Source organism: Streptococcus sp. ZY171113 (assembly GCF_057748235.1).
Map to the genome: position 1 here is coordinate 991244 of NZ_CM173243.1, position 17664 is coordinate 1008907.

The following is a 17664-nucleotide window of genomic DNA, read 5'->3' on the forward strand; positions in this document are numbered from 1 at the left end:
TAATGGAAAAACAAGACCTTCAGGAGAACAACATGATTGAAACCCAAAAAAGCCAGGAGCGGGTGCTTCTGGTTGGTGTGGAATTGCAGGACAGCCACAATTTTGCCATGTCCATGACCGAGTTGGCCAGTCTGGCCAAGACAGCAGGGGCAGAGGTGGTGGCCAGCTACACCCAAAAACTGGACCGCTATAACAGCAAGACCTTTGTCGGATCTGGTAAGTTAGAAGAACTGAAAACCGTGGTTGAGGCCGAGGAGATTGACACGGTGGTGGTCAACAACCGCCTGACCCCTCGCCAGAATGCCAATCTGGAAACAGAACTGGGCATCAAGGTCATCGACCGCATGCAGTTGATTTTGGACATTTTTGCCCTGCGGGCTCGGAGCCATGAGGGTAAATTGCAGGTTCACCTGGCCCAGCTCAAATACATGTTACCTCGCCTGGTTGGTCAGGGCATCATGCTCAGCCGTCAGGCAGGCGGTATCGGGAGCCGAGGACCAGGTGAGAGCCAGTTGGAGCTCAATCGCCGGTCCATTCGCAACCAGATTTCAGATATTGAACGCCAGCTCAAGCAGGTGGCCAAGAACCGCTCGACCGTTAGAGACCGTCGGGTGGCCTCCCAGGCCTTCAAAATTGGCCTGATTGGCTACACCAATGCGGGCAAGTCCACCATCATGAACGTTCTGACCGATAAGAGCCAGTATGAGGCGGATGAGCTTTTCGCCACCCTGGATGCGACCACCAAGAAAATCCACCTTCAAGACCGCTTTGAGGCGACCCTGACCGATACGGTTGGCTTTATCCAAGACCTGCCGACCGAGCTGGTGGTGGCCTTCAAATCGACCTTGGAAGAAAGCCGTCACGTTGACCTGCTGCTCCATGTCATCGATGCCAGCGACCCCAACCATGAGGAGCAGGAGCAGGTGGTTTCGGACATCTTAGCCGATTTGGAGATGGCGGATATCCCTCGCTTGGTCATCTACAACAAGATGGACCAGGTGGTGGATTTTAGACCCAGCGTCTTTCCCCATGCGACCCTGTCGGCTCGGGACAAGGATGCCCAGACCCAGCTCCGCCAGCTGATTTTAGAGCGGGTAAGAGAGCTCTTTGAGCCCTTTAGTGTCTCTGTCGCTCCTGACAAGCTCCACAAGCTTTACGACCTGAGCAAGCTGGCCCTCTTGGACAGCTATGACCTGACCGATGACCAGCCTCTGACTGGTCATATCGCCGCCAGCAACCGCTGGCTCTTGGAGGACTTCTATGATGGATTATCTTGATTTAGCCCTCAAGCACGGCGGTTTCACTAGTCTGGACAGGGCCTACCTGACCCAGCTTTTACAAGGACTGAGCCATGACCAGAAGCTGGCGGTCATTACCCCGCCGCCTAGTGTCATCAACGCCTATTTTGCGGAGCACTACCAGAAGGGCTCGCCCCAGGCGGCGACCGATTACTTGCTGGAGCTCTCGACGGCCCTGGACCTCTTTGTGACCGAGCCTGATTTTACCGAGGCCAAACCCTTTGTTCGGCTTAATCTCTCGGGGCGGAGTTTCGGTTTTGCTTTTGTCAATGCCAGAGGGTTGGCTCAGGCCTTCCCAGAGGACGGTCTGGCGGTTTCTCAGATTGAACAGTGTGAGTTGGCAGAGCTCTTCCCTCACCTGGTCGTTTATGAGGACGGGGGCAAGGTCTTCTTGGAAGACTTGGTTTTTGAGGAAGAAGGGGCTGAGGAGTTGGACAGCGACGGTCAGCTCTTGATTGACCTCCACCGACTGGCTGACGGAACGGTTCGGGTCAGCGGTTATAATAGGGAAGATGTGATGGAGACGGCCAGCCGTTTTACTGGCCAGACTTATGTCGGATTTTCCCAAAGGAAGTACACGGTGCATGTGACGCCGTTTAGAAAGTGACGTATGGATATTCAATTTTTAGGGACGGGTGCGGGCCAGCCGTCCAAGGGGCGCAATGTGTCCAGTCTGGTGCTCAAGTTGCTGGACGAGATCAACGAGGTCTGGATGTTTGACTGTGGGGAGGGCACCCAGCAGCAGATTTTGGAGACCACCATTCGACCGCGTAAGGTCAAGAAGATTTTTATCACCCACCTGCACGGTGACCATGTCCTGGGCTTACCAGGTTTTCTGGCCAGCCGTGCCTTTCAGGCCAGTGAGGAACAGACTGATGTGGACCTTTATGGACCTGTTGGCATCAAGAACTTTGTCATGACCAGCCTACGGGTGACAGGGAGCCGTTTGCCTTATCGGATTCACTTTCATGAGTTTGATGAGAACTCCCTGGGTCTGATTTTGGAGACAGATAAGTTTACGGTCCATGCGGAGGCTCTCAATCATTCCATTTTCTGTGTGGGCTATCGGGTGACCCAGAAGGATTTGGAGGGAACTCTGGATGCGGAGGCCCTCTTGGCAGCTGGTGTGCCTTTTGGTCCCCTCTTTGGTAAGGTCAAGAATGGTCAGGATATCACCCTGCCAGATGGCACTGAGATTATTGCTAAGGACTTCATTTCTGAGCCGAGAAAAGGCAAGGTGGTGACCATTCTGGGCGATACCAGAAAGACTGATGCCAGCGTGCGATTGGGTCTGGGGGCCGATGTCCTCATTCATGAGGCCACCTACGGCAAGGGGGATGAGCAAATCGCCAAAAAGCATGGCCACTCGACCAATATTCAGGCGGCGGAGGTGGCTAAGGCTGCCTTTGCTAAGCGGCTCTTGCTCAACCACATCTCAGCTCGCTTTATGGGGCGTGATGTTCGCCAGTTGGAACGGGATGCTCAGGAGATTTTCCCTGAGACCCATGTGGTGCGTGATTTGGAGGAGGTTGAGGTTTGATGACCGGACGAGTGATTCTGATGACGGGGGCCAGCGGTGGTCTGGCTCAAGCCATGGTTGCCAACTTGCCTGTGGCGGACCACTTGGTCTTGCTGGGGCGGAGCCAGGAGCGTTTGCAGGCGCTCTACGGTGATCGACCTCAGACCACCTGCCTGGAGCTAGACATCACTGACAGCTCGGCTATTGCCCAAACCATCGACCAGGTTTACGCCGAGTTTGGGCGAGTGGACGTCCTCATCAACAACGCGGGTTTTGGCACCTTCAAGGCCTTTGACGCCTACACGGATGAGGAGCAGGCGGCCATGCTTTCGGTCAACACCCAGGCGGTCATGACCTTTTCGCGGCTGGTCGGTGGGAAAATGGCAGAGCGAAGGAAGGGGCATATCATCACCATTGCCAGTATGGCGGGGCTGATGGCGACCAGCAAGGCCACGGTTTATGCGGCCAGCAAGTTTGCGGTCATTGGCTTTTCCAACGCCCTGCGGCTGGAATTGGCGGATCAGGGTGTCTATGTGACCACGGTTAATCCAGGACCGATTGCCACCAGCTTTTTTGACACGGCTGACCCAAGTGGCCAGTATTTGGAGAAGATTGGCCGTTTTACCCTCCAGCCCGACCAGGTAGCTAAGAAGGTCGTTGCTCTTATCGGCAAGAACAAACGGGAACTCAACTTGCTTTGGAGCCTGAACCTGGCCCACAAGTTCTACACCCTATTCCCAGAAATCGGGGATTGGTTGGCGAGAAGAGCTTTTAATTATAAATAGGAAAACGAGGCTGGGACAAAAAGATTTTGAGTTTTCGAAATCACATACCCTTATCCCCTGCTGAAACAACAAAATCAAAAAAACGAACAAAGAGAAATTCTGGTTTTCAGAAATCCTTCTTTGTTCGTTTTTAATACTGGAGTTTGGACTTTTGTCCCAGCCTCGTGTCTTATTAATCCTTCAAACCGAACTGATTTTTGGTTTTTAAGGCATTGTTTTCAAAGAGGAGCTGGATACGTGCTTCTTGATCGGTTTTTAGGCCACTGACCCAAATGGCTTGGAGTTCTTCCTTGTCTGAGGAGACTGCCTGAGACAGGACATCAGGTTCGCCCAGTTTCTCAACGGCCTGCTGGTAGCTTAGTTTATCAGCAAGACCGTCGAAGTCTTTGAGGCCAATCTTAGGGTCGCGAATGAAGTAGAAGTTGGAAATGGATCGAACCACAACGTTGTCTTGGTAGAATTGCACGGTCAAATCAACTTGGTCAAATTGCCAGTTGTAAACATCTAGGGTCACATCACCAGCAGGGACTTGTTCGTGCTTAGCAGGTTCACCAAACAGTTCCTTTACCTGAGCCAGGCTACTACCGCCCTTGAATTCTTGGTCAGCCTTGGCCATTTTAATGGCGTTAAATTTCAAACGAATATCGGAGTGTTTGGCCACAATTTGTTGGGACTGAACAGAAGAAGCTGTCTCGTCAGTTGGTTTAGACTGGCTACAAGCCGCCAAACCAAGGGTCAGGAAGAGTGTGAGCGGAAAAAGTAATAATTTTTTCATAATGGTTTCCTTATGGTAGTGAAGATAGGCTTGAAAGCCCTTGACTTTAGTATAGCATACCTCGGAAAAAAAGGAAAGTCTTGTGGTAAATCTGAATTGCTCTGCAATCTTTCCAAAGTTAGGACGAGGTAGCGGTTAGGATGGTCTGGGGGAGAGCTCTTTATGGCTTCTAGTCAGTTTTCTCGTAGAGTCAACAAGAAAACCACCAGCTATGCTGGCTGACAAGACCTTTAGCTTCCATTTATTTTTCCAGTATAAGTCTTGTTCAGGCTAAATAAGGAGGACTCAACTAGTCCAGTGGACTAGTTGAGCTTGAGCCTAGAAAAGGGAAAGCGAGAGAAATAGCTCAACCAGCTACAGTTTATCACGCACCAAATGGATGTGCTCAATCATATCGTGTTTACACCTTCTATCGCCGTAAGGCGATCTATTATAAGGTTCGTGAAGATTTAATTAGTATCATTCGGCAGTTGTGTCTTTACAAAGGTGTAGAAATCATAGAAGGACACATGATGCCTGATCATATTCATATGCTCGTGTTGGTACCACCAAAGCTTGCGATTTCCGATTTTATGGGTTATCTGAAAAGTAAAAGTGCTTTGATGATTTTCAATAAACATGCTCTTTGAAGTATAAGTACGGAAATCGCTCTTTTGAGCTCGGGAGTATGACGTGAGCACTGTTGGCTCGAACGAGAAAACGTAGCGAAGCATAGTCGTTAGCAAAGAAATTCTCCAGTTTTTTGGCCAAATGGTTTTGGTTTGTCTTGATTTTTGTTACAATAGAAACAGATTATATTCCAGAAAGAGACGACATGATTTCAGCCAAGTATGAGTGGACACGAGCAAGCCAGCAGCCTGATGAGGGCTTTTTGAAACTGGCCAAAAAAGAGGGTTTGGACAAGTTGGCAGCGGCCATCTTGTTTAACCGAGGCGTGCAGACTGGGGAAGAGCTGACAGCCTTTTTGCAGGCAGATTTGAGCCAACTACATGACCCTTACCTCCTAAATGACATGGACAAGGCGGTTGAACGTATCCGCTCTGCCATTTCCCAAAATGAACAAATCCTGGTTTACGGGGACTATGATGCGGACGGGATGACGGCGGCGTCCATTGTTAAGGAGACTTTGGAGATGCTGGGGGCCGAGGTGGTGACCTACCTGCCCAACCGCTTCACGGACGGCTACGGCCCCAACCTGTCGGTTTACAAGTACTTTATCGAGCAGCAGGGCGTGTCTCTGATTGTGACGGTGGACAATGGGGTGGCGGGCCACGAGGCCATCGCCTACGCCCAGGAACAGGGGGTTGATGTGGTGGTGACCGACCACCATAGCCTGCCTGGTGACCTGCCTGAAGCCTATGCTATTGTTCACCCAGAGCACCCTGGGGCTGATTACCCCTTCAAGCATTTGGCGGGTTGTGGGGTGGCCTTCAAGCTGGCCCAGGCTCTCTTGGAAGGTGTGCCGACGGAGTTTCTGGACCTGGTGGCCATCGGCTCCATTGCCGACATGGTCAGCCTGACGGGGGAAAACCGCATTTTGGTCAAGGCGGGCTTGCAGGTGTTGCGGGAGACCGAGCGGTTGGGCTTGCAGGAGCTCTTGGCCCTAGCTGACATTGACCCTGCCACGGTGACCGAGGAGACGGTGGGCTTCACCATCGCTCCCCAGCTCAACGCCCTGGGGCGCTTGGACGATCCTAACCCTGCCCTGGAGCTCCTGACAGGCTTTGACGAAGAGGAGGCTGCCAGCATCGCTCAGATGGTGGCAGCCAAGAACGAGGAACGCAAGGAGCTGGTGGCCCGCATTTACGAGGAGGCCAGCCAGCTGGTCAAGCCCGACCTGCCTGTCCAGGTGCTGGCCAAGGAGGGCTGGCACCCTGGCGTTCTGGGCATTGTGGCCGGTCGGCTCCTGGAGCAACTGGGTCAGCCGGTGATTGTCCTCGGCATCACGGATGGCCTGGCCAAGGGCTCGGCCCGCAGTCCCGAAGCCCTGGACCTCTTTTCTGCCCTCAGTCCTCATCCTGAGCTTTTTGTGGCTTTTGGGGGACATAGCGGAGCAGCTGGCATGACCTTGGACGTGGACAAGCTCTCGGAGCTTCAGCAGGTTTTGGTCAGCTATGTGGCCGAGCAGGCCATTGACCTCAGCCAGAAACCAAGGTTACAGGTGGATGAGCAACTGGATCTGACTGACCTCTCCCTAGACACCATCAAGAGTTTAGACAAACTGGCCCCCTTTGGCATGGACCATAAAAAACCAGTCTTTGGGCTCAAAGAAGTCCAGGTCAAGCAGGCCAGAACCATGGGTCAGGGCGGTGGCCACCTCAAGCTACGGCTGGTTCAAGGCGAGACCCAGGTGGACCTGGTTGCCTTTGGTCAGGGAGCTTTGGCCCAGGAGTTCCAGCAGGCCAAGGGCTTGGAGCTGGCCGTGACCCTGTCGGTCAACCGCTGGAACGGGTCGACCAGCCTCCAGCTCATGCTGGAAGACGCCCGTGTGGAGGGGGTCCAGCTCTTTGACATCCGTGCCAAGAATGCCCCCCTGCCAGCAGGCCTGCCTGTCCTGACCGCTGATACGACCAGCAAACAGGTGGTGGTGGCCGACCTGCCCGACAGCCTGGCCGACCTGAAAGCCCTCTTTGCAGGCAAGCAGTTTGAGGCGGTTTATTTCAAGAACACCATCAAAACGCCTTACTACCTGGCAGGTTACGGCAGCCGTGACCAGTATGCCAAACTCTACAAGACCATTTATCAGTTCCCAGAATTTGATGTCCGCTACAAACTCAAGGAGCTCAGCCATTTTCTCAAGATTGACCAGATTCTCCTGGTCAAGATGATTCAGATTTTCGAGGAGCTGGGCTTTGTCACCATCGCCGATGGGGTTATGACCGTCAACAAAGAAGCTGACAAGCGACCGATTGCTGATAGTCAGATTTATCAAGACCTGGTCGAAACCGTCAAGTACCAAGAGCTGATGGCCTTGGGAACGCCTGAGGAGATTTATGAGCGGCTTAAGGAGATTAGGCAGGACTAAGTTTCCAAGTCAGCGTGCTTTAATTCAAGAGGCGGTTGATTTACTATTGCAGACTTCCTTCTATCAGCACGGGTATTATCATTTCAAGCCGATTCAGAACTTGTTTGATTCCACTTATCATGACATGATGATTAAGATATCCTATGATGAGGAAAGTGGCTGTGCTCAGGTTTTTAGTCAAGAGCGTGGGCAAGGCTTTGAGCTGTATGAAACGGTTAAGAAAGAAGATTTGGTGTTTATCATATTGTACCAAGTCACTAATAGCATCGTTCGCCAGTTGATTGCTTATAAACGTCACTTGTTTAGAACATGGAAGGACGAGGAGAAGGCTCGAAAGAACTTATTTGACGTTTTTGTTGCTGAATTTCCAGAACCTTATAGGAGCTATTTTGAGGCAGGGAAAGACCCATTTAGACTAGATAGCAATTAACCAATGAAAATCCCCGTCAGGTCTCTGTGAGGCCTGGACGGGGGTGTTTTCTTAGTCTTTGTTTTTCTGTTCGTGTCGGTCTTTGAAAAAGAAATAGGTGTGACCGAGAATGTAAATGATACCTAGAACTAGGCCGATTCGGAAAAGCCATAGGAGGACCCTGAGGTTGAAAAAGAAGGGCTGGAGAGAAAAGTTGAGAACGATGACCAACAACCACCGTTGTCCCCAGGTCATCTTGCGCTGGATAAACCAGTAAATGAAATCTTCTTGAGGTGTGCTCCGGCTGTCTAGGTAGTCTTGATGGAGTTTGGGAAATAATCTTTTCACGGCTAGCCTCCTGTCTTAATCTTTTGGCTAGTTTACCATAAGTGAGGGATTTTGTCTAGACAGCTCTGCCATTTCCACAAAAACGACTAGTGACCATCACACGTGGGGACAATTATCCGTGATCTAAGAATCTGTTTGTTTTTTTGGACAAGTGAGGGTCTTTAGGAGGGGGCTCTTATAAGCAGTCAAAGTTGCTATTTTTTGGTATAATGGAACTAGCACATTCTAAAAAGAGGCTTTATGAACATTCAACAATTACGTTATGTAGTGGCCATTGCCAACTGTGGTACCTTTCGGGAGGCGGCCAGCACCCTTTACGTTAGCCAGCCCAGCCTGTCGGTGGCGGTCAAGGATTTGGAAGAGGAACTGGGCTTTAAGATTTTCAAGCGGACCACATCTGGAGCGGTCCTGACCCAGCGAGGAGCGGTCTTTTTTGAGAAGGCCCAGAAGCTGGTCGGCTCCTTTGATTCCTTTGAAAATCAGTACACCAGTTCTGGCGGCAAGCAGCGGGAGTTTTCCATTTCCAGCCAGCACTATGACTTTTTGGCTCCCTTAGTCACCCAGTTTGCGACGGCTTATCCTGAGTTTCAGAACTTCAGGCTCTTTGAATCGACAACGGTGCAAATCTTGGACGAGGTCATTGATGGCCACAGTGAGCTGGGCATCATCTACCTCAACGATCAGAACCGTGAAGGCATCCAACGCAAGATGGACAAGCAAGGGCTTGAAGCCGTCAAGCTGATTGACTTTCAGACCCACATCTACCTGAGAAAGGACCACCCTCTGGCTGCCAAGGAGAGCTTGACCATGGCAGACCTGAGCGGCCTGCCAGCTGTGCTCTTTACCCAAGAAAAGGACGACTACCTCTACTACTCGGAGAACCTGGTGGACCGGACCGAGTCCAGCCTGATTTACAAGGTGACCGACCGAGCGACCTTGAACGGGATTTTGGAGCGGACGGATGCCTATGCGACGGGGTCTGGTTTCCTGGACAGTGCCAGCGTGAACGGGATTACGGTCATTCCGCTTGAGAAGGCGGTGGGCAACCAGATGGTCTATGTCAAGCGGGCCGAGATGGAACTGTCCACCTGTGCCCAGAAGTTTGTGGGCGTGATGGAAGATTATTTTGCTGGCTTGGGCCAGAAGGAGTTAACATGAAAAAATTACACTTAGTGCTGCTGGGGCTGGTCCTCTTGGTTCTGGACCAATGGACCAAGGTCTGGGTGGTGGCCAACATCGGTTTGGGTGAGGTGAAACCCTTTTTCCCGCCCCTTTTTAGCTTGACCTACCTGCAAAACCGAGGGGCGGCCTTTTCCATCTTGCAGGACCAGCAGTGGTTCTTTATCCTGACCACGGTGATTTTCTTGCTGGTGGCGGGTCGCTACTTTATCAAGACCCCTGAGCGAAGCTTGAGTTTGATTCCCTTGACCCTGATCATGACAGGCGGTATCGGCAACTTTATCGACCGCCTGCGGCTGGGCTATGTGGTGGACATGGTTCATTTGGACTTTATGGATTTTGCGATTTTTAATGTGGCGGATAGCTACTTGACCGTGGGCGTGGCCCTCATGTTTGTGGCCCTGTGGCTGGAGGAAAAAAATGACAGAACTACACATTAAGGACGGCGGCAGCCGTTTGGACAAGGCCTTGGCGGACTTAACGGTCCTGTCTCGTAGCCAGGCCAACGAGGAGATTAAAAAAGGGACGGTTTTGGTCAATGGCAGAGCAACCAAGGCCAAGTACGTGGTCAAAGCAGGCGATGTGATTAGCTACACGGTGCCAGAAGAAGAGGTCTTGGACTACCTGCCAGAAGACCTGCCTCTGGACATCATCTACCAAGATGAGGACGTGGCCGTGGTTAATAAGGAGCAGGGCATGGTGGTTCACCCATCAGCAGGTCACCCGTCAGGGACCCTGGTCAATGCCCTCATGCACCACATCAAGGACCTGTCATCGATTAACGGTGTTGTCCGTCCTGGCATTGTCCATCGGATTGACAAGGACACGTCGGGTCTCCTCATGATTGCCAAGAACGACGAGGCCCACAATGCCCTAGCGGCCGAACTCAAGGACAAGAAGTCCCTGAGAAAGTACCTGGCCATCGTCCACGGCAACCTGCCAAAGGACCGCGGTGTCATTGAAGCACCGATTGGGCGGAGCGACAAGGACCGCAAGAAACAGGCGGTAACCAGCAAGGGCAAGCCTGCGGTCACTCGTTTCCAAGTCTTGGAGCGGTTTGGGGATTACAGTCTGGTTGAGTTGACCCTGGAAACCGGTCGAACCCACCAAATCCGTGTCCACATGGCCTACATCGGTCACCCAGTGGCTGGTGACCCTGCTTATGGGCCTCGCAAGACCCTGCCAGGTCAGGGGCAATTTTTACACGCCCAGACCCTGGGCTTTACCCACCCTAAAACGGGCCAAGAGCTGGTCTTCACGGCCCCTGCGCCAGCTATTTTCCAAAAAACGCTAGAAACCCTGAGGGGCAAGGCCAACTAGGAGGTTAGGATGAAACGTAAAGAGATTGTCGATGGCGTGACCATGCAGCGGGCCATCACGCGGATGACCTATGAGGTGATTGAACGCAACAAGGACCTGAGCCGTGTGGTGCTGGCGGGGATTAAGACCCGCGGGGTTCATATCGCCCGTCGGATGCAGGAGCGGATTTTGAGTTTGGAAGGTCTGGATTTGCCGGTCATTGAGCTGGATACCAAGCCCTTTCGGGACGATGTCAAGGTGGAGGAAGACACCAGCCTTGTGTCGGTTGATGTGACAGATCGGGATGTGATTTTGGTTGATGATGTCCTCTACACGGGGCGAACCATTCGGGCGGCCATTGATAACTTGGTCAGCCTGGGGCGTCCTAGCCGAGTGGCTCTGGCGGTTCTGGTTGACCGTGGCCATCGTGAACTCCCTATCCGAGCGGATTATGTGGGCAAGAACCTGCCGACAGCTCAAACAGAAGAAGTTCTGGTCGAAATGGTGGAAACCGATGGCCGGGATGGGATTAGTATTTTGGATCTGACGGAGTAATAGGAATGGATTTTACACGATTGATGGTGGCGGATGATCAGCCGACGGTAGTGACTGAACGATTGTCCTATTTTCAAGACAAGAGTCGGCCATCTACCTATTGGAGTAACTACCTGCTTTATGAGGTTTTGCCAAGTTTGGCTGAGTTTGAGGCTGATGTGGCTTGGATAAAGGAACAACAGAGTGGGTATGAGAGAACCTACGTTCATGTTTTCTTTCCAGACCAGACAGATTTGTCTGAGGAGTTGGCGGCCTACATGGCGATAGAGGATTATGAGGTGACCAAGCATTTGGTCATGACGGCTCCTGTTTCAGCTCTCAAGTTGGCTGATAAGCCCTTGGATGGGATTGCCATTGTAGAACTGTCAGAAGAGCTCTTGCCGCTCTATCACGATTACCGTTATCAACAACGCTTGGTTTATGGTGAGGACTATGCCAAGGAAGCTAGACAGGCTGAACAAACCATTTTAGAAGAGGACTGTCGTGTTTTCCTGGCTCTGCATGAGGGGCAAATTATCGGTGATGTGACGACCTGGTATTTTGGTGACTATGCGGAAATTGATGATTTCAGGGTAGATGAAGCCTTCCGTGGTCGTGGCATTGGTAGCCAGCTTCAACGAGCTGCTATTGGTGATTACCAGCAGGTCATTCTCCTCTCAGAAGAAGAAAACCTTGATATGTATCAACATCAGGGCTATCAAGTGGCCAGTTACCACTACAATGTCTTGAAGGAGTGGGACTAGAGCAATCGTCCTGCGGACGATTGATGCCCCGAGCCTTGAAACAGGGGGCGAGGGGAGTGATTTGACAACTTTGCTCACAAGAACTGCGTCCTACCCCTGCGATAGTCGTCCCAGAACAAGGAGCTTGGCGACGCAGTGATGAGCTTACAGCGAATCGCTGGAGCAGAGCAATCGTCCCTCGGACGATTGGTGCCCCGAGCTTTGACATAAGAAAGCGAGGGGAGTTTGTATCCCGACTAATCGATTACATTTAGGAAGTGGATGATACTTTTTAGAATTTCTCAAAGAGCTAAGGCTCTTTTTTTTAATGGGCACCTCTAAAAACTAGCTTTTTGACTAATTATCCTAGTCAAAAGTCTATCGAATCAACGATTTGAATGTTGTTAACTGAGCTTTTAGAGGTCCTCTTATATATTTTGAAAGTTTTTGATAGATTTTGCTTGACATCTGCAAAATTTGGGGTATAATGAAATGGTAAACGATTGCAGAGGAGGTGAGAGACATCTTAAAATCGGAACGAAAACGGCTGATTGAAGAGAAAGTGATGGCGGAGCGTGCGGTTTCCTTGGAAGACCTGGTTGCCATGCTAGACACGTCTGAATCAACAGTTCGTCGGGATTTGGATGAGTTGGAGCTTGAAGGCAAGTTGCGGCGGGTTCATGGTGGGGCGGAGAAAATCCAAACCTTACAGGAGGAATTGACCAACCAGCAAAAATCTGTCAAAAACGTGCAAGAAAAACAAGCTCTGGCTCAAAAGGCAGCCCAACTGGTTTCGGATGGGGATGTGATTTTCATTGACGCAGGCACGACGACCGACCTCTTGGTGGATCTGTTGACAGCGAAACAGCTGACGGTGGTGACCAATTCCATTCATCATGCGGTCAAGCTGGTGGAGCGTGGGCTGAAGACCATGATCATCGGTGGGGACATCAAGTCCTCAACGGACGCTTCTATCGGTCCTCTGGCATTGGAACAAATCCAAGGCCTCAACTTCGACAAGGCCTTTCTGGGCATGAACGGGGTTGACGAGGAGGACCTGACCACACCAGACCTGGCAGAATCCGCCATCAAGCGGGCAGTCATCCGCAGCAGCCGAGAGGCCTATGTTCTGGCGGATGGCTCCAAGTTGGGGCAACGGTCCTTTGTCAAGGTGGCCAAGCTGACAGACGTCACGCTCCTGACCACGGCTAGCAACCCTGCCATCGTGGCCAAATTAAAAGAGAAAACGAGGGTGATTGAGGTATGATTTATACTGTGACGCTCAACCCTTCCATCGACTTTATCGTCCGGCTGGATAGCCTGGAGCTGGGGGCGGTCAACCGCATGACCAGCGACGACAAGTACGTGGGGGGCAAGGGCATTAACGTCAGCCGTATCCTCAAACGGCTGGGCCAGGATAGTACTGCGACTGGCTTTGTGGGTGGCTTTACTGGCCGCTTTATCGAGGAGGGCCTGGTTTTGGAACAAATTAACCATCGCTTTATTCAGGTGGATCAAGATACTCGAATAAATGTGAAGATTAAGGCTGATTTGGAAACCGAGATTAACGGGGCAGGTCCCTATATTGGTCAGCATAAGCTGGAAGAGCTTTTGGGTCTCTTATATCGTTTGGAAGCCAATGATGTGGTAGTTTTTGCGGGATCAGCACCTGCAAACTTGGGAAATGAGTTTTATAAAACTCTTATTGGTGCTGCTAGATCTCGGGGTGCCCAAGTGGTCTGCGACTTTGAAGGCCAGACCTTGTTGGATAGCCTGGCTTACCAGCCACTTCTGGTCAAACCAAACAACCATGAGCTGGAAAGCATCTTTGGGGTTGAACTCAACGGCCTTGACGATGTGGAACATTATGCCCGTGAGATTCTGGCAAAAGGTGCTCAGAACGTTATCGTGTCTATGGCTGGTGACGGAGCTCTCCTAGTAACCCAAGAAGCGGCCTACTTTGCCAAACCCATCAAGGGTCAGGTCAAGAACTCGGTCGGTGCAGGCGATTCTATGGTGGCTGGTTTTACTGGCAGCCTGGTTCAGTCTGGTGACCCGATTGAAGCCCTCAAATGGGGCGTGGCCTGTGGCACCGCGACAGCCTTCTCAGACGATTTGGCTGACGCTGACTTTATTAAGCAAATTTACAACCAAGTGGAGGTAGAAAAACGATGAAACTTCAGGACTTACTGAACAAAAACGTCATGTTGCTTGACTTGCAAGCAACCACTAAAGAAGCAGCCATTGATGAAATGGTCGCTAAACTGGCTGAGGCTGGTGTGGTCTCTGACTTTGAGGCCTTCAAGGCGGGTATCGTTGCCCGTGAAAACCAGACCTCAACAGGTCTTGGCGATGGCATCGCCATGCCACACGCTAAAAATGCAGCGGTTAAAGAGGCAACTGTTCTCTTTGCCAAATCAAACAAGGGTGTTGACTACGCCTCACTCGATGGCCAGCCAACTGATCTCTTCTTCATGATTGCCGCTCCAGAAGGGGCTAACGACACGCATTTGGCAGCTTTGGCTGAATTGTCTAAGTTCCTCTTGGCAGACGGCTTCGCTAGCAAGCTCCGTGCGGCTTCATCAGCAGAGGAAGTGCATGCCCTCTTTGCTCCAGCTGAAGAAGCGCCAGCTATTGCCCCAGAAGCTCCAGCAGGCAAGGACTTCATCGTTGCGGTAACGGCTTGTACGACTGGTATCGCCCACACCTACATGGCGGAAGAAGCCCTCAAGAAGCAAGCAGCAGCGATGGGCGTTGGGATTAAGGTTGAAACCAACGGTGCCTCTGGTGTCGGCAACCGCTTGACGGCTGAGGACATCGCAAACGCCAAAGGTGTTATCATTGCAGCGGACAAGGCAGTTGAGATGGACCGTTTCAACGGCAAGCCATTGGTCAACCGTCCAGTTGCTGATGGCATCAAGAAAACTGAAGAACTCATTAACCTGATTTTGGACGGAAAGGCGGACACTTACGTGGCGAAAAACGACGGTCAAGCAGCAGCGGCTGCAGCGCCAACTAGCTTGGGTGGTGCCTTCTACAAGCACCTCATGAGCGGTGTGTCTCAAATGTTGCCATTCGTTATCGGTGGTGGTATCATCATCGCCTTGGCCTTCTTGGTTGATGGTGCCCTTGGTGTGCCAGAAGCCAACCTGGGCAGCCTGGGTTCATACAATGAATTGGCCTCTATGTTCATGCAAATCGGTGGTGCAGCATTTGGCTTCATGTTGCCGCTCCTTGCAGGTTACATTGCCTACTCTATCGCTGAAAAACCAGGTTTGGTAGCTGGTTTTGTAGCTGGTGCCATCGCTAAAGACGGTTTGGCCATCGGTAAAATCAACTACGGTGCTGCCGCAGAAGGTGCGGTTCCAGCAGCGGTATCATCAGGTTTCCTTGGTGCCCTGGTTGGTGGTTTCTTGGCTGGTGCGGTTGTGCTTGGTCTCAAAAAAGTCTTGGCTAACCTGCCAAAATCACTTGAAGGTATCAAGTCAATCCTCCTCTACCCACTCCTTGGTGTATTGATTACTGGCTTCTTGATGTACTTCGTCAACATCCCAATGGCAGCTATCAACACGGGTATGAACAACTTCCTGGCTGGTCTTGAAGGCAGCTCTGCCATTCTCCTTGGCCTTGTCCTTGGTGGCATGATGGCCGTTGACATGGGTGGTCCAGTTAACAAGGCGGCTTACGTCTTTGGTACAGGTACCCTGGCAGCGACTGTTGCTAACGGCGGTTCTGTGGCTATGGCGGCGGTTATGGCCGGCGGTATGGTGCCACCACTTGCAGTCTTCGTGGCAACCCTCCTTTACAAAAACAAATTCACTCAAGAAGAGCGTAACTCTGGTTTGACCAACATCGTTATGGGTCTGTCCTTCATCACTGAAGGTGCCATTCCATTCGGTGCTGCTGACCCTGCCCGTGCCATTCCTAGCTTTGTGGCTGGTTCAGCCCTTGCTGGTGCCTTGGTTGGCCTTGCTGGCATCAAACTCATGGCTCCTCACGGTGGTATCTTCGTGATCGCCTTGACCAGCAACCCATTCCTTTACCTGGTCTTCATCGCTATCGGTGCGGTGGTGTCAGGTGTCCTCTACGGTGCGCTTCGTCAGCCTAAATAATGAGCTTAAAAAGTTGGAGTTTTTCCAACTTTTTTTGCTGTTTTGGAACATGGCAGAGCTGAGAATAAGGTTTGGTGACTTTTTAGGTTGAATTTATCCTAAAAAATGTTAAAATGGAGAAAGGAGGTTGCTTACTATGCAAATCAATCTAGAAAATCTTGTCTCCATTTCGGAGGCAAATCAGAACTTCTCCAAAATTGCTCGCTTAGTCGATGCCAATGGTACAGCTGTCATTCTGAAAAATAATGTCCCTAAATATGTCTTGGTGGATTATCAAACGCTTCTTGACCAACAAGCTAAAGACACAACTATTTCCGATGACACATTAGATTCAGTGGCTAATGCCATTCTAACTCGGCATTTGGATGCCTTTAAGGAATTGGCCAAATGAAGCAACTCACTGTTGAGCACATCATCAGGTTGCACTCTCAGTTGATTGAAGCTACGGGTGGTTTGGCGGGTGTTAAGGATAAGGGGCTTATTTCCTCTTCGCTTGCAGCTGTTTTTTCGACTTATTTCGGTGTTGAAAAATACCCTACCCTTGAGGAAAAAGCTGCGAGACTTTGTTACTCACTTGTAAAGAATCATGCCTTTCTTGATGGCAATAAGCGTATTGGTGTGTTTGCCATGCTTGTGTTTTTCTGGAAATAAATGGCATTGTTCTTGAGGTTACAGATGATGAATTGGTTTGGCTAGGTCTGGGTTTGGCAGATGGTCAATTAGAATACGACCAAGTCCTAGAATTTGTTAGAAATCATTAAGTGACTGATAGAAGAATCATCCCAGGATTTTTCTACCTAAAAAGTACCTTTTGCTCGGTTCAGCCTTGAACTGCTCTCACTCACTTTGACTTTAGTTTGCTTCATTGTCGGATTGGGCAGCCTCGGTTTCGAGGCTGTTTTTTTTTGTCTTTTTTGGGGAAATGGCAGAGCGGAAAATCTTGTGAGCAACTTTCCAAAACCTTCTGTCTATGTTATAATGGTTATAGTAAACGATTTCAAGGAGGTCTTTATGGACGTTAAAGACATTTTAGGCATTTTAGAAGAGATGGGGGTGGCGGTTTTTGCCACGGTGGACAAGGAGGGCCTGCCACACGCCCGCCATTTCCATATTGGAGTGGCCAATGAGCAGGGGATTTTCTTCATGACCAGCCCAGAAACCAAATTTTTCAGCCAGATTGCTGACAATCCCCATGTGGCCGTGACCGCTATGAGTCAAGAAGATTACCTGATTCAGGTCATCCGTATTGAGGGCCGAGTTCGGCCTGTTGGCCCTGAACTTCTTCACGAAATGCTGGCTGGTAACCCTTATGTGGATTTTGTTTATCCAGATAAGGAGAAGCAGGCTGATATTGAGGTTTTCCAACTCTACGAGGGCAAGGGCTTCTACCACAGCCTGACCCAGGGGCATAAATATGTCTTTGCTATCGGGGAAGGGAGCCCAGAAACCGCTCGTAGCATCACCTAGTCTGAAAGGACAAACTCTGCCAACCTTTCTTTTTGATAGACAAGCTAAAATTTGAAAAAATCCTTAAAAAATTGTATACTGAAGTGTATGCAATTTTTTTGATTGCAGCGGCAGTAATTCGACTCGGATTGGGTAGCTCTGCCCCAACGAGGACCGTTTGTCTATGGAAGA

18 protein-coding genes and 2 pseudogenes are annotated in these 17664 nt (G+C 50.8%); 18 read left to right on the forward strand and 2 right to left on the reverse strand.

The features are described from left to right. Positions 1 to 32 precede the first annotated feature (32 nt). Genes hflX through AC3ARB_RS04640 form a run of 4 tightly spaced genes read left to right on the forward strand, consistent with a single transcriptional unit; the run spans position 33 to position 3602 of the window. Positions 33 to 1277, forward strand: coding sequence for a GTPase HflX (hflX, locus tag AC3ARB_RS04625; RefSeq protein WP_488321384.1), 1245 nt, complete (start codon positions 33 to 35; stop codon positions 1275 to 1277). Then, positions 1261 to 1905, forward strand: a complete 645-nt coding sequence (locus AC3ARB_RS04630) for a cystathionine beta-lyase (protein ID WP_488321385.1) — start codon at positions 1261 to 1263, stop codon at positions 1903 to 1905. The genes hflX and AC3ARB_RS04630 overlap by 17 nt, the downstream gene beginning before the upstream one ends. Positions 1906 to 1908: 3 nt before the next feature. Beyond that, positions 1909 to 2838 carry a ribonuclease Z gene (rnz, locus tag AC3ARB_RS04635; RefSeq protein ID WP_488321386.1) on the forward strand — a complete coding sequence of 310 codons (930 nt, stop codon included), beginning with the start codon at positions 1909 to 1911 and terminating at the stop codon, positions 2836 to 2838. Then, the gene (locus tag AC3ARB_RS04640; protein WP_488321387.1) at positions 2838 to 3602 is read left to right on the forward strand and encodes an SDR family NAD(P)-dependent oxidoreductase; all 765 of its coding nucleotides are present in this window, start codon (positions 2838 to 2840) and stop codon (positions 3600 to 3602) included. Before rnz ends, AC3ARB_RS04640 begins: the two co-directional genes overlap by 1 nt. A 172-nt stretch (positions 3603 to 3774) precedes the next feature. Here AC3ARB_RS04640 and AC3ARB_RS04645 read toward each other — a convergent pair whose 3' ends face one another. After that, a complete protein-coding gene (locus AC3ARB_RS04645; RefSeq protein ID WP_488321388.1) occupies positions 3775 to 4377 on the reverse strand; it encodes a DUF3862 domain-containing protein in 603 nt (200 codons plus the stop codon). Between the two features lie 379 nt (positions 4378 to 4756). Between AC3ARB_RS04645 and tnpA the strand changes: the two are divergent. The 3 genes and pseudogenes from tnpA to AC3ARB_RS04660 form a co-directional block, all read left to right on the forward strand. Further along, positions 4757 to 5079, forward strand: a pseudogene (tnpA, locus tag AC3ARB_RS04650) (IS200/IS605 family transposase); the annotation flags it as partial. A 112-nt stretch (positions 5080 to 5191) separates the two neighbouring features. Continuing rightward, positions 5192 to 7402: a single-stranded-DNA-specific exonuclease RecJ gene (gene recJ / locus AC3ARB_RS04655; RefSeq protein ID WP_488321389.1), complete on the forward strand. Its 2211-nt coding sequence runs from the start codon at positions 5192 to 5194 to the stop codon at positions 7400 to 7402. Further along, positions 7371 to 7832: a hypothetical protein gene (locus AC3ARB_RS04660; protein WP_488321390.1), complete on the forward strand. Its 462-nt coding sequence runs from the start codon at positions 7371 to 7373 to the stop codon at positions 7830 to 7832. Before recJ ends, AC3ARB_RS04660 begins: the two co-directional genes overlap by 32 nt. A 51-nt stretch (positions 7833 to 7883) precedes the next feature. Here AC3ARB_RS04660 and AC3ARB_RS04665 read toward each other — a convergent pair whose 3' ends face one another. Then, positions 7884 to 8159, reverse strand: coding sequence for a hypothetical protein (locus tag AC3ARB_RS04665; RefSeq protein WP_488321391.1), 276 nt, complete (start codon positions 8157 to 8159; stop codon positions 7884 to 7886). 240 nt (positions 8160 to 8399) lie between these two features. On the opposite strand from AC3ARB_RS04665, the gene AC3ARB_RS04670 reads away from it, so the two are divergent. The 11 genes and pseudogenes from AC3ARB_RS04670 (at position 8400) to AC3ARB_RS04720 (ending at position 17493) form a co-directional block, all read left to right on the forward strand. Then, positions 8400 to 9317 carry a LysR family transcriptional regulator gene (locus tag AC3ARB_RS04670; RefSeq protein WP_488321392.1) on the forward strand — a complete coding sequence of 306 codons (918 nt, stop codon included), beginning with the start codon at positions 8400 to 8402 and terminating at the stop codon, positions 9315 to 9317. Then, positions 9314 to 9778, forward strand: coding sequence for a signal peptidase II (gene lspA, locus AC3ARB_RS04675; protein WP_488321393.1), 465 nt, complete (start codon positions 9314 to 9316; stop codon positions 9776 to 9778). The genes AC3ARB_RS04670 and lspA overlap by 4 nt, the downstream gene beginning before the upstream one ends. After that, positions 9759 to 10658, forward strand: a complete 900-nt coding sequence (locus AC3ARB_RS04680) for an RluA family pseudouridine synthase (RefSeq protein ID WP_488321394.1) — start codon at positions 9759 to 9761, stop codon at positions 10656 to 10658. Before lspA ends, AC3ARB_RS04680 begins: the two co-directional genes overlap by 20 nt. A 9-nt stretch (positions 10659 to 10667) precedes the next feature. Next, positions 10668 to 11192 carry a bifunctional pyr operon transcriptional regulator/uracil phosphoribosyltransferase PyrR gene (pyrR, locus tag AC3ARB_RS04685; protein ID WP_488321395.1) on the forward strand — a complete coding sequence of 175 codons (525 nt, stop codon included), beginning with the start codon at positions 10668 to 10670 and terminating at the stop codon, positions 11190 to 11192. A gap of 5 nt (positions 11193 to 11197) precedes the next feature. Next, complete coding sequence (locus tag AC3ARB_RS04690) at positions 11198 to 11935, forward strand: GNAT family N-acetyltransferase (protein WP_488321396.1); 738 nt, start codon at positions 11198 to 11200, stop codon at positions 11933 to 11935. 493 nt (positions 11936 to 12428) lie between these two features. Next, on the forward strand, positions 12429 to 13181 hold the full coding sequence (locus AC3ARB_RS04695; RefSeq protein ID WP_488321397.1) for a DeoR/GlpR family DNA-binding transcription regulator: 753 nt from the start codon (positions 12429 to 12431) through the stop codon (positions 13179 to 13181). Beyond that, positions 13178 to 14089: a 1-phosphofructokinase gene (pfkB, locus tag AC3ARB_RS04700; RefSeq protein ID WP_488321398.1), complete on the forward strand. Its 912-nt coding sequence runs from the start codon at positions 13178 to 13180 to the stop codon at positions 14087 to 14089. The genes AC3ARB_RS04695 and pfkB overlap by 4 nt, the downstream gene beginning before the upstream one ends. Further along, on the forward strand, positions 14086 to 16026 hold the full coding sequence (locus AC3ARB_RS04705; protein ID WP_488321399.1) for a PTS fructose transporter subunit IIABC: 1941 nt from the start codon (positions 14086 to 14088) through the stop codon (positions 16024 to 16026). The genes pfkB and AC3ARB_RS04705 overlap by 4 nt, the downstream gene beginning before the upstream one ends. Before the next feature lie 136 nt (positions 16027 to 16162). Further along, the gene (locus tag AC3ARB_RS04710; protein ID WP_488321400.1) at positions 16163 to 16417 is read left to right on the forward strand and encodes a type II toxin-antitoxin system Phd/YefM family antitoxin; all 255 of its coding nucleotides are present in this window, start codon (positions 16163 to 16165) and stop codon (positions 16415 to 16417) included. Continuing rightward, positions 16414 to 16787: pseudogene (locus tag AC3ARB_RS04715) on the forward strand (type II toxin-antitoxin system death-on-curing family toxin). Before AC3ARB_RS04710 ends, AC3ARB_RS04715 begins: the two are co-directional and overlap by 4 nt. Positions 16788 to 17037: 250 nt before the next feature. Then, the gene (locus AC3ARB_RS04720) at positions 17038 to 17493 is read left to right on the forward strand and encodes a pyridoxamine 5'-phosphate oxidase family protein (protein ID WP_488321401.1); all 456 of its coding nucleotides are present in this window, start codon (positions 17038 to 17040) and stop codon (positions 17491 to 17493) included. Positions 17494 to 17664 lie beyond the last annotated feature (171 nt).

Bases quoted from the DNA above. Each gene is read 5' to 3' on its own strand.
- AC3ARB_RS04705 (WP_488321399.1), top strand. From the start codon at position 14,086: ATGAAACTTCAGGACTTACTGAACAAAAACGTCATGTTGCTTGACTTG.
- AC3ARB_RS04640 (WP_488321387.1), top strand. From the start codon at position 2,838: ATGACCGGACGAGTGATTCTGATGACGGGGGCCAGCGGTGGTCTGGCT.
- lspA (WP_488321393.1), top strand. From the start codon at position 9,314: ATGAAAAAATTACACTTAGTGCTGCTGGGGCTGGTCCTCTTGGTTCTG.
- AC3ARB_RS04680 (WP_488321394.1), top strand. From the start codon at position 9,759: ATGACAGAACTACACATTAAGGACGGCGGCAGCCGTTTGGACAAGGCC.
- AC3ARB_RS04710 (WP_488321400.1), top strand. From the start codon at position 16,163: ATGCAAATCAATCTAGAAAATCTTGTCTCCATTTCGGAGGCAAATCAG.
- AC3ARB_RS04670 (WP_488321392.1), top strand. From the start codon at position 8,400: ATGAACATTCAACAATTACGTTATGTAGTGGCCATTGCCAACTGTGGT.
- recJ (WP_488321389.1), top strand. From the start codon at position 5,192: ATGATTTCAGCCAAGTATGAGTGGACACGAGCAAGCCAGCAGCCTGAT.
- rnz (WP_488321386.1), top strand. From the start codon at position 1,909: ATGGATATTCAATTTTTAGGGACGGGTGCGGGCCAGCCGTCCAAGGGG.
- AC3ARB_RS04720 (WP_488321401.1), top strand. From the start codon at position 17,038: ATGGACGTTAAAGACATTTTAGGCATTTTAGAAGAGATGGGGGTGGCG.
- hflX (WP_488321384.1), top strand. From the start codon at position 33: ATGATTGAAACCCAAAAAAGCCAGGAGCGGGTGCTTCTGGTTGGTGTG.
- AC3ARB_RS04690 (WP_488321396.1), top strand. From the start codon at position 11,198: ATGGATTTTACACGATTGATGGTGGCGGATGATCAGCCGACGGTAGTG.
- AC3ARB_RS04645 (WP_488321388.1), bottom strand. From the start codon at position 4,377: ATGAAAAAATTATTACTTTTTCCGCTCACACTCTTCCTGACCCTTGGT.
- pfkB (WP_488321398.1), top strand. From the start codon at position 13,178: ATGATTTATACTGTGACGCTCAACCCTTCCATCGACTTTATCGTCCGG.
- pyrR (WP_488321395.1), top strand. From the start codon at position 10,668: ATGAAACGTAAAGAGATTGTCGATGGCGTGACCATGCAGCGGGCCATC.
- AC3ARB_RS04660 (WP_488321390.1), top strand. From the start codon at position 7,371: ATGAGCGGCTTAAGGAGATTAGGCAGGACTAAGTTTCCAAGTCAGCGT.
- AC3ARB_RS04630 (WP_488321385.1), top strand. From the start codon at position 1,261: ATGATGGATTATCTTGATTTAGCCCTCAAGCACGGCGGTTTCACTAGT.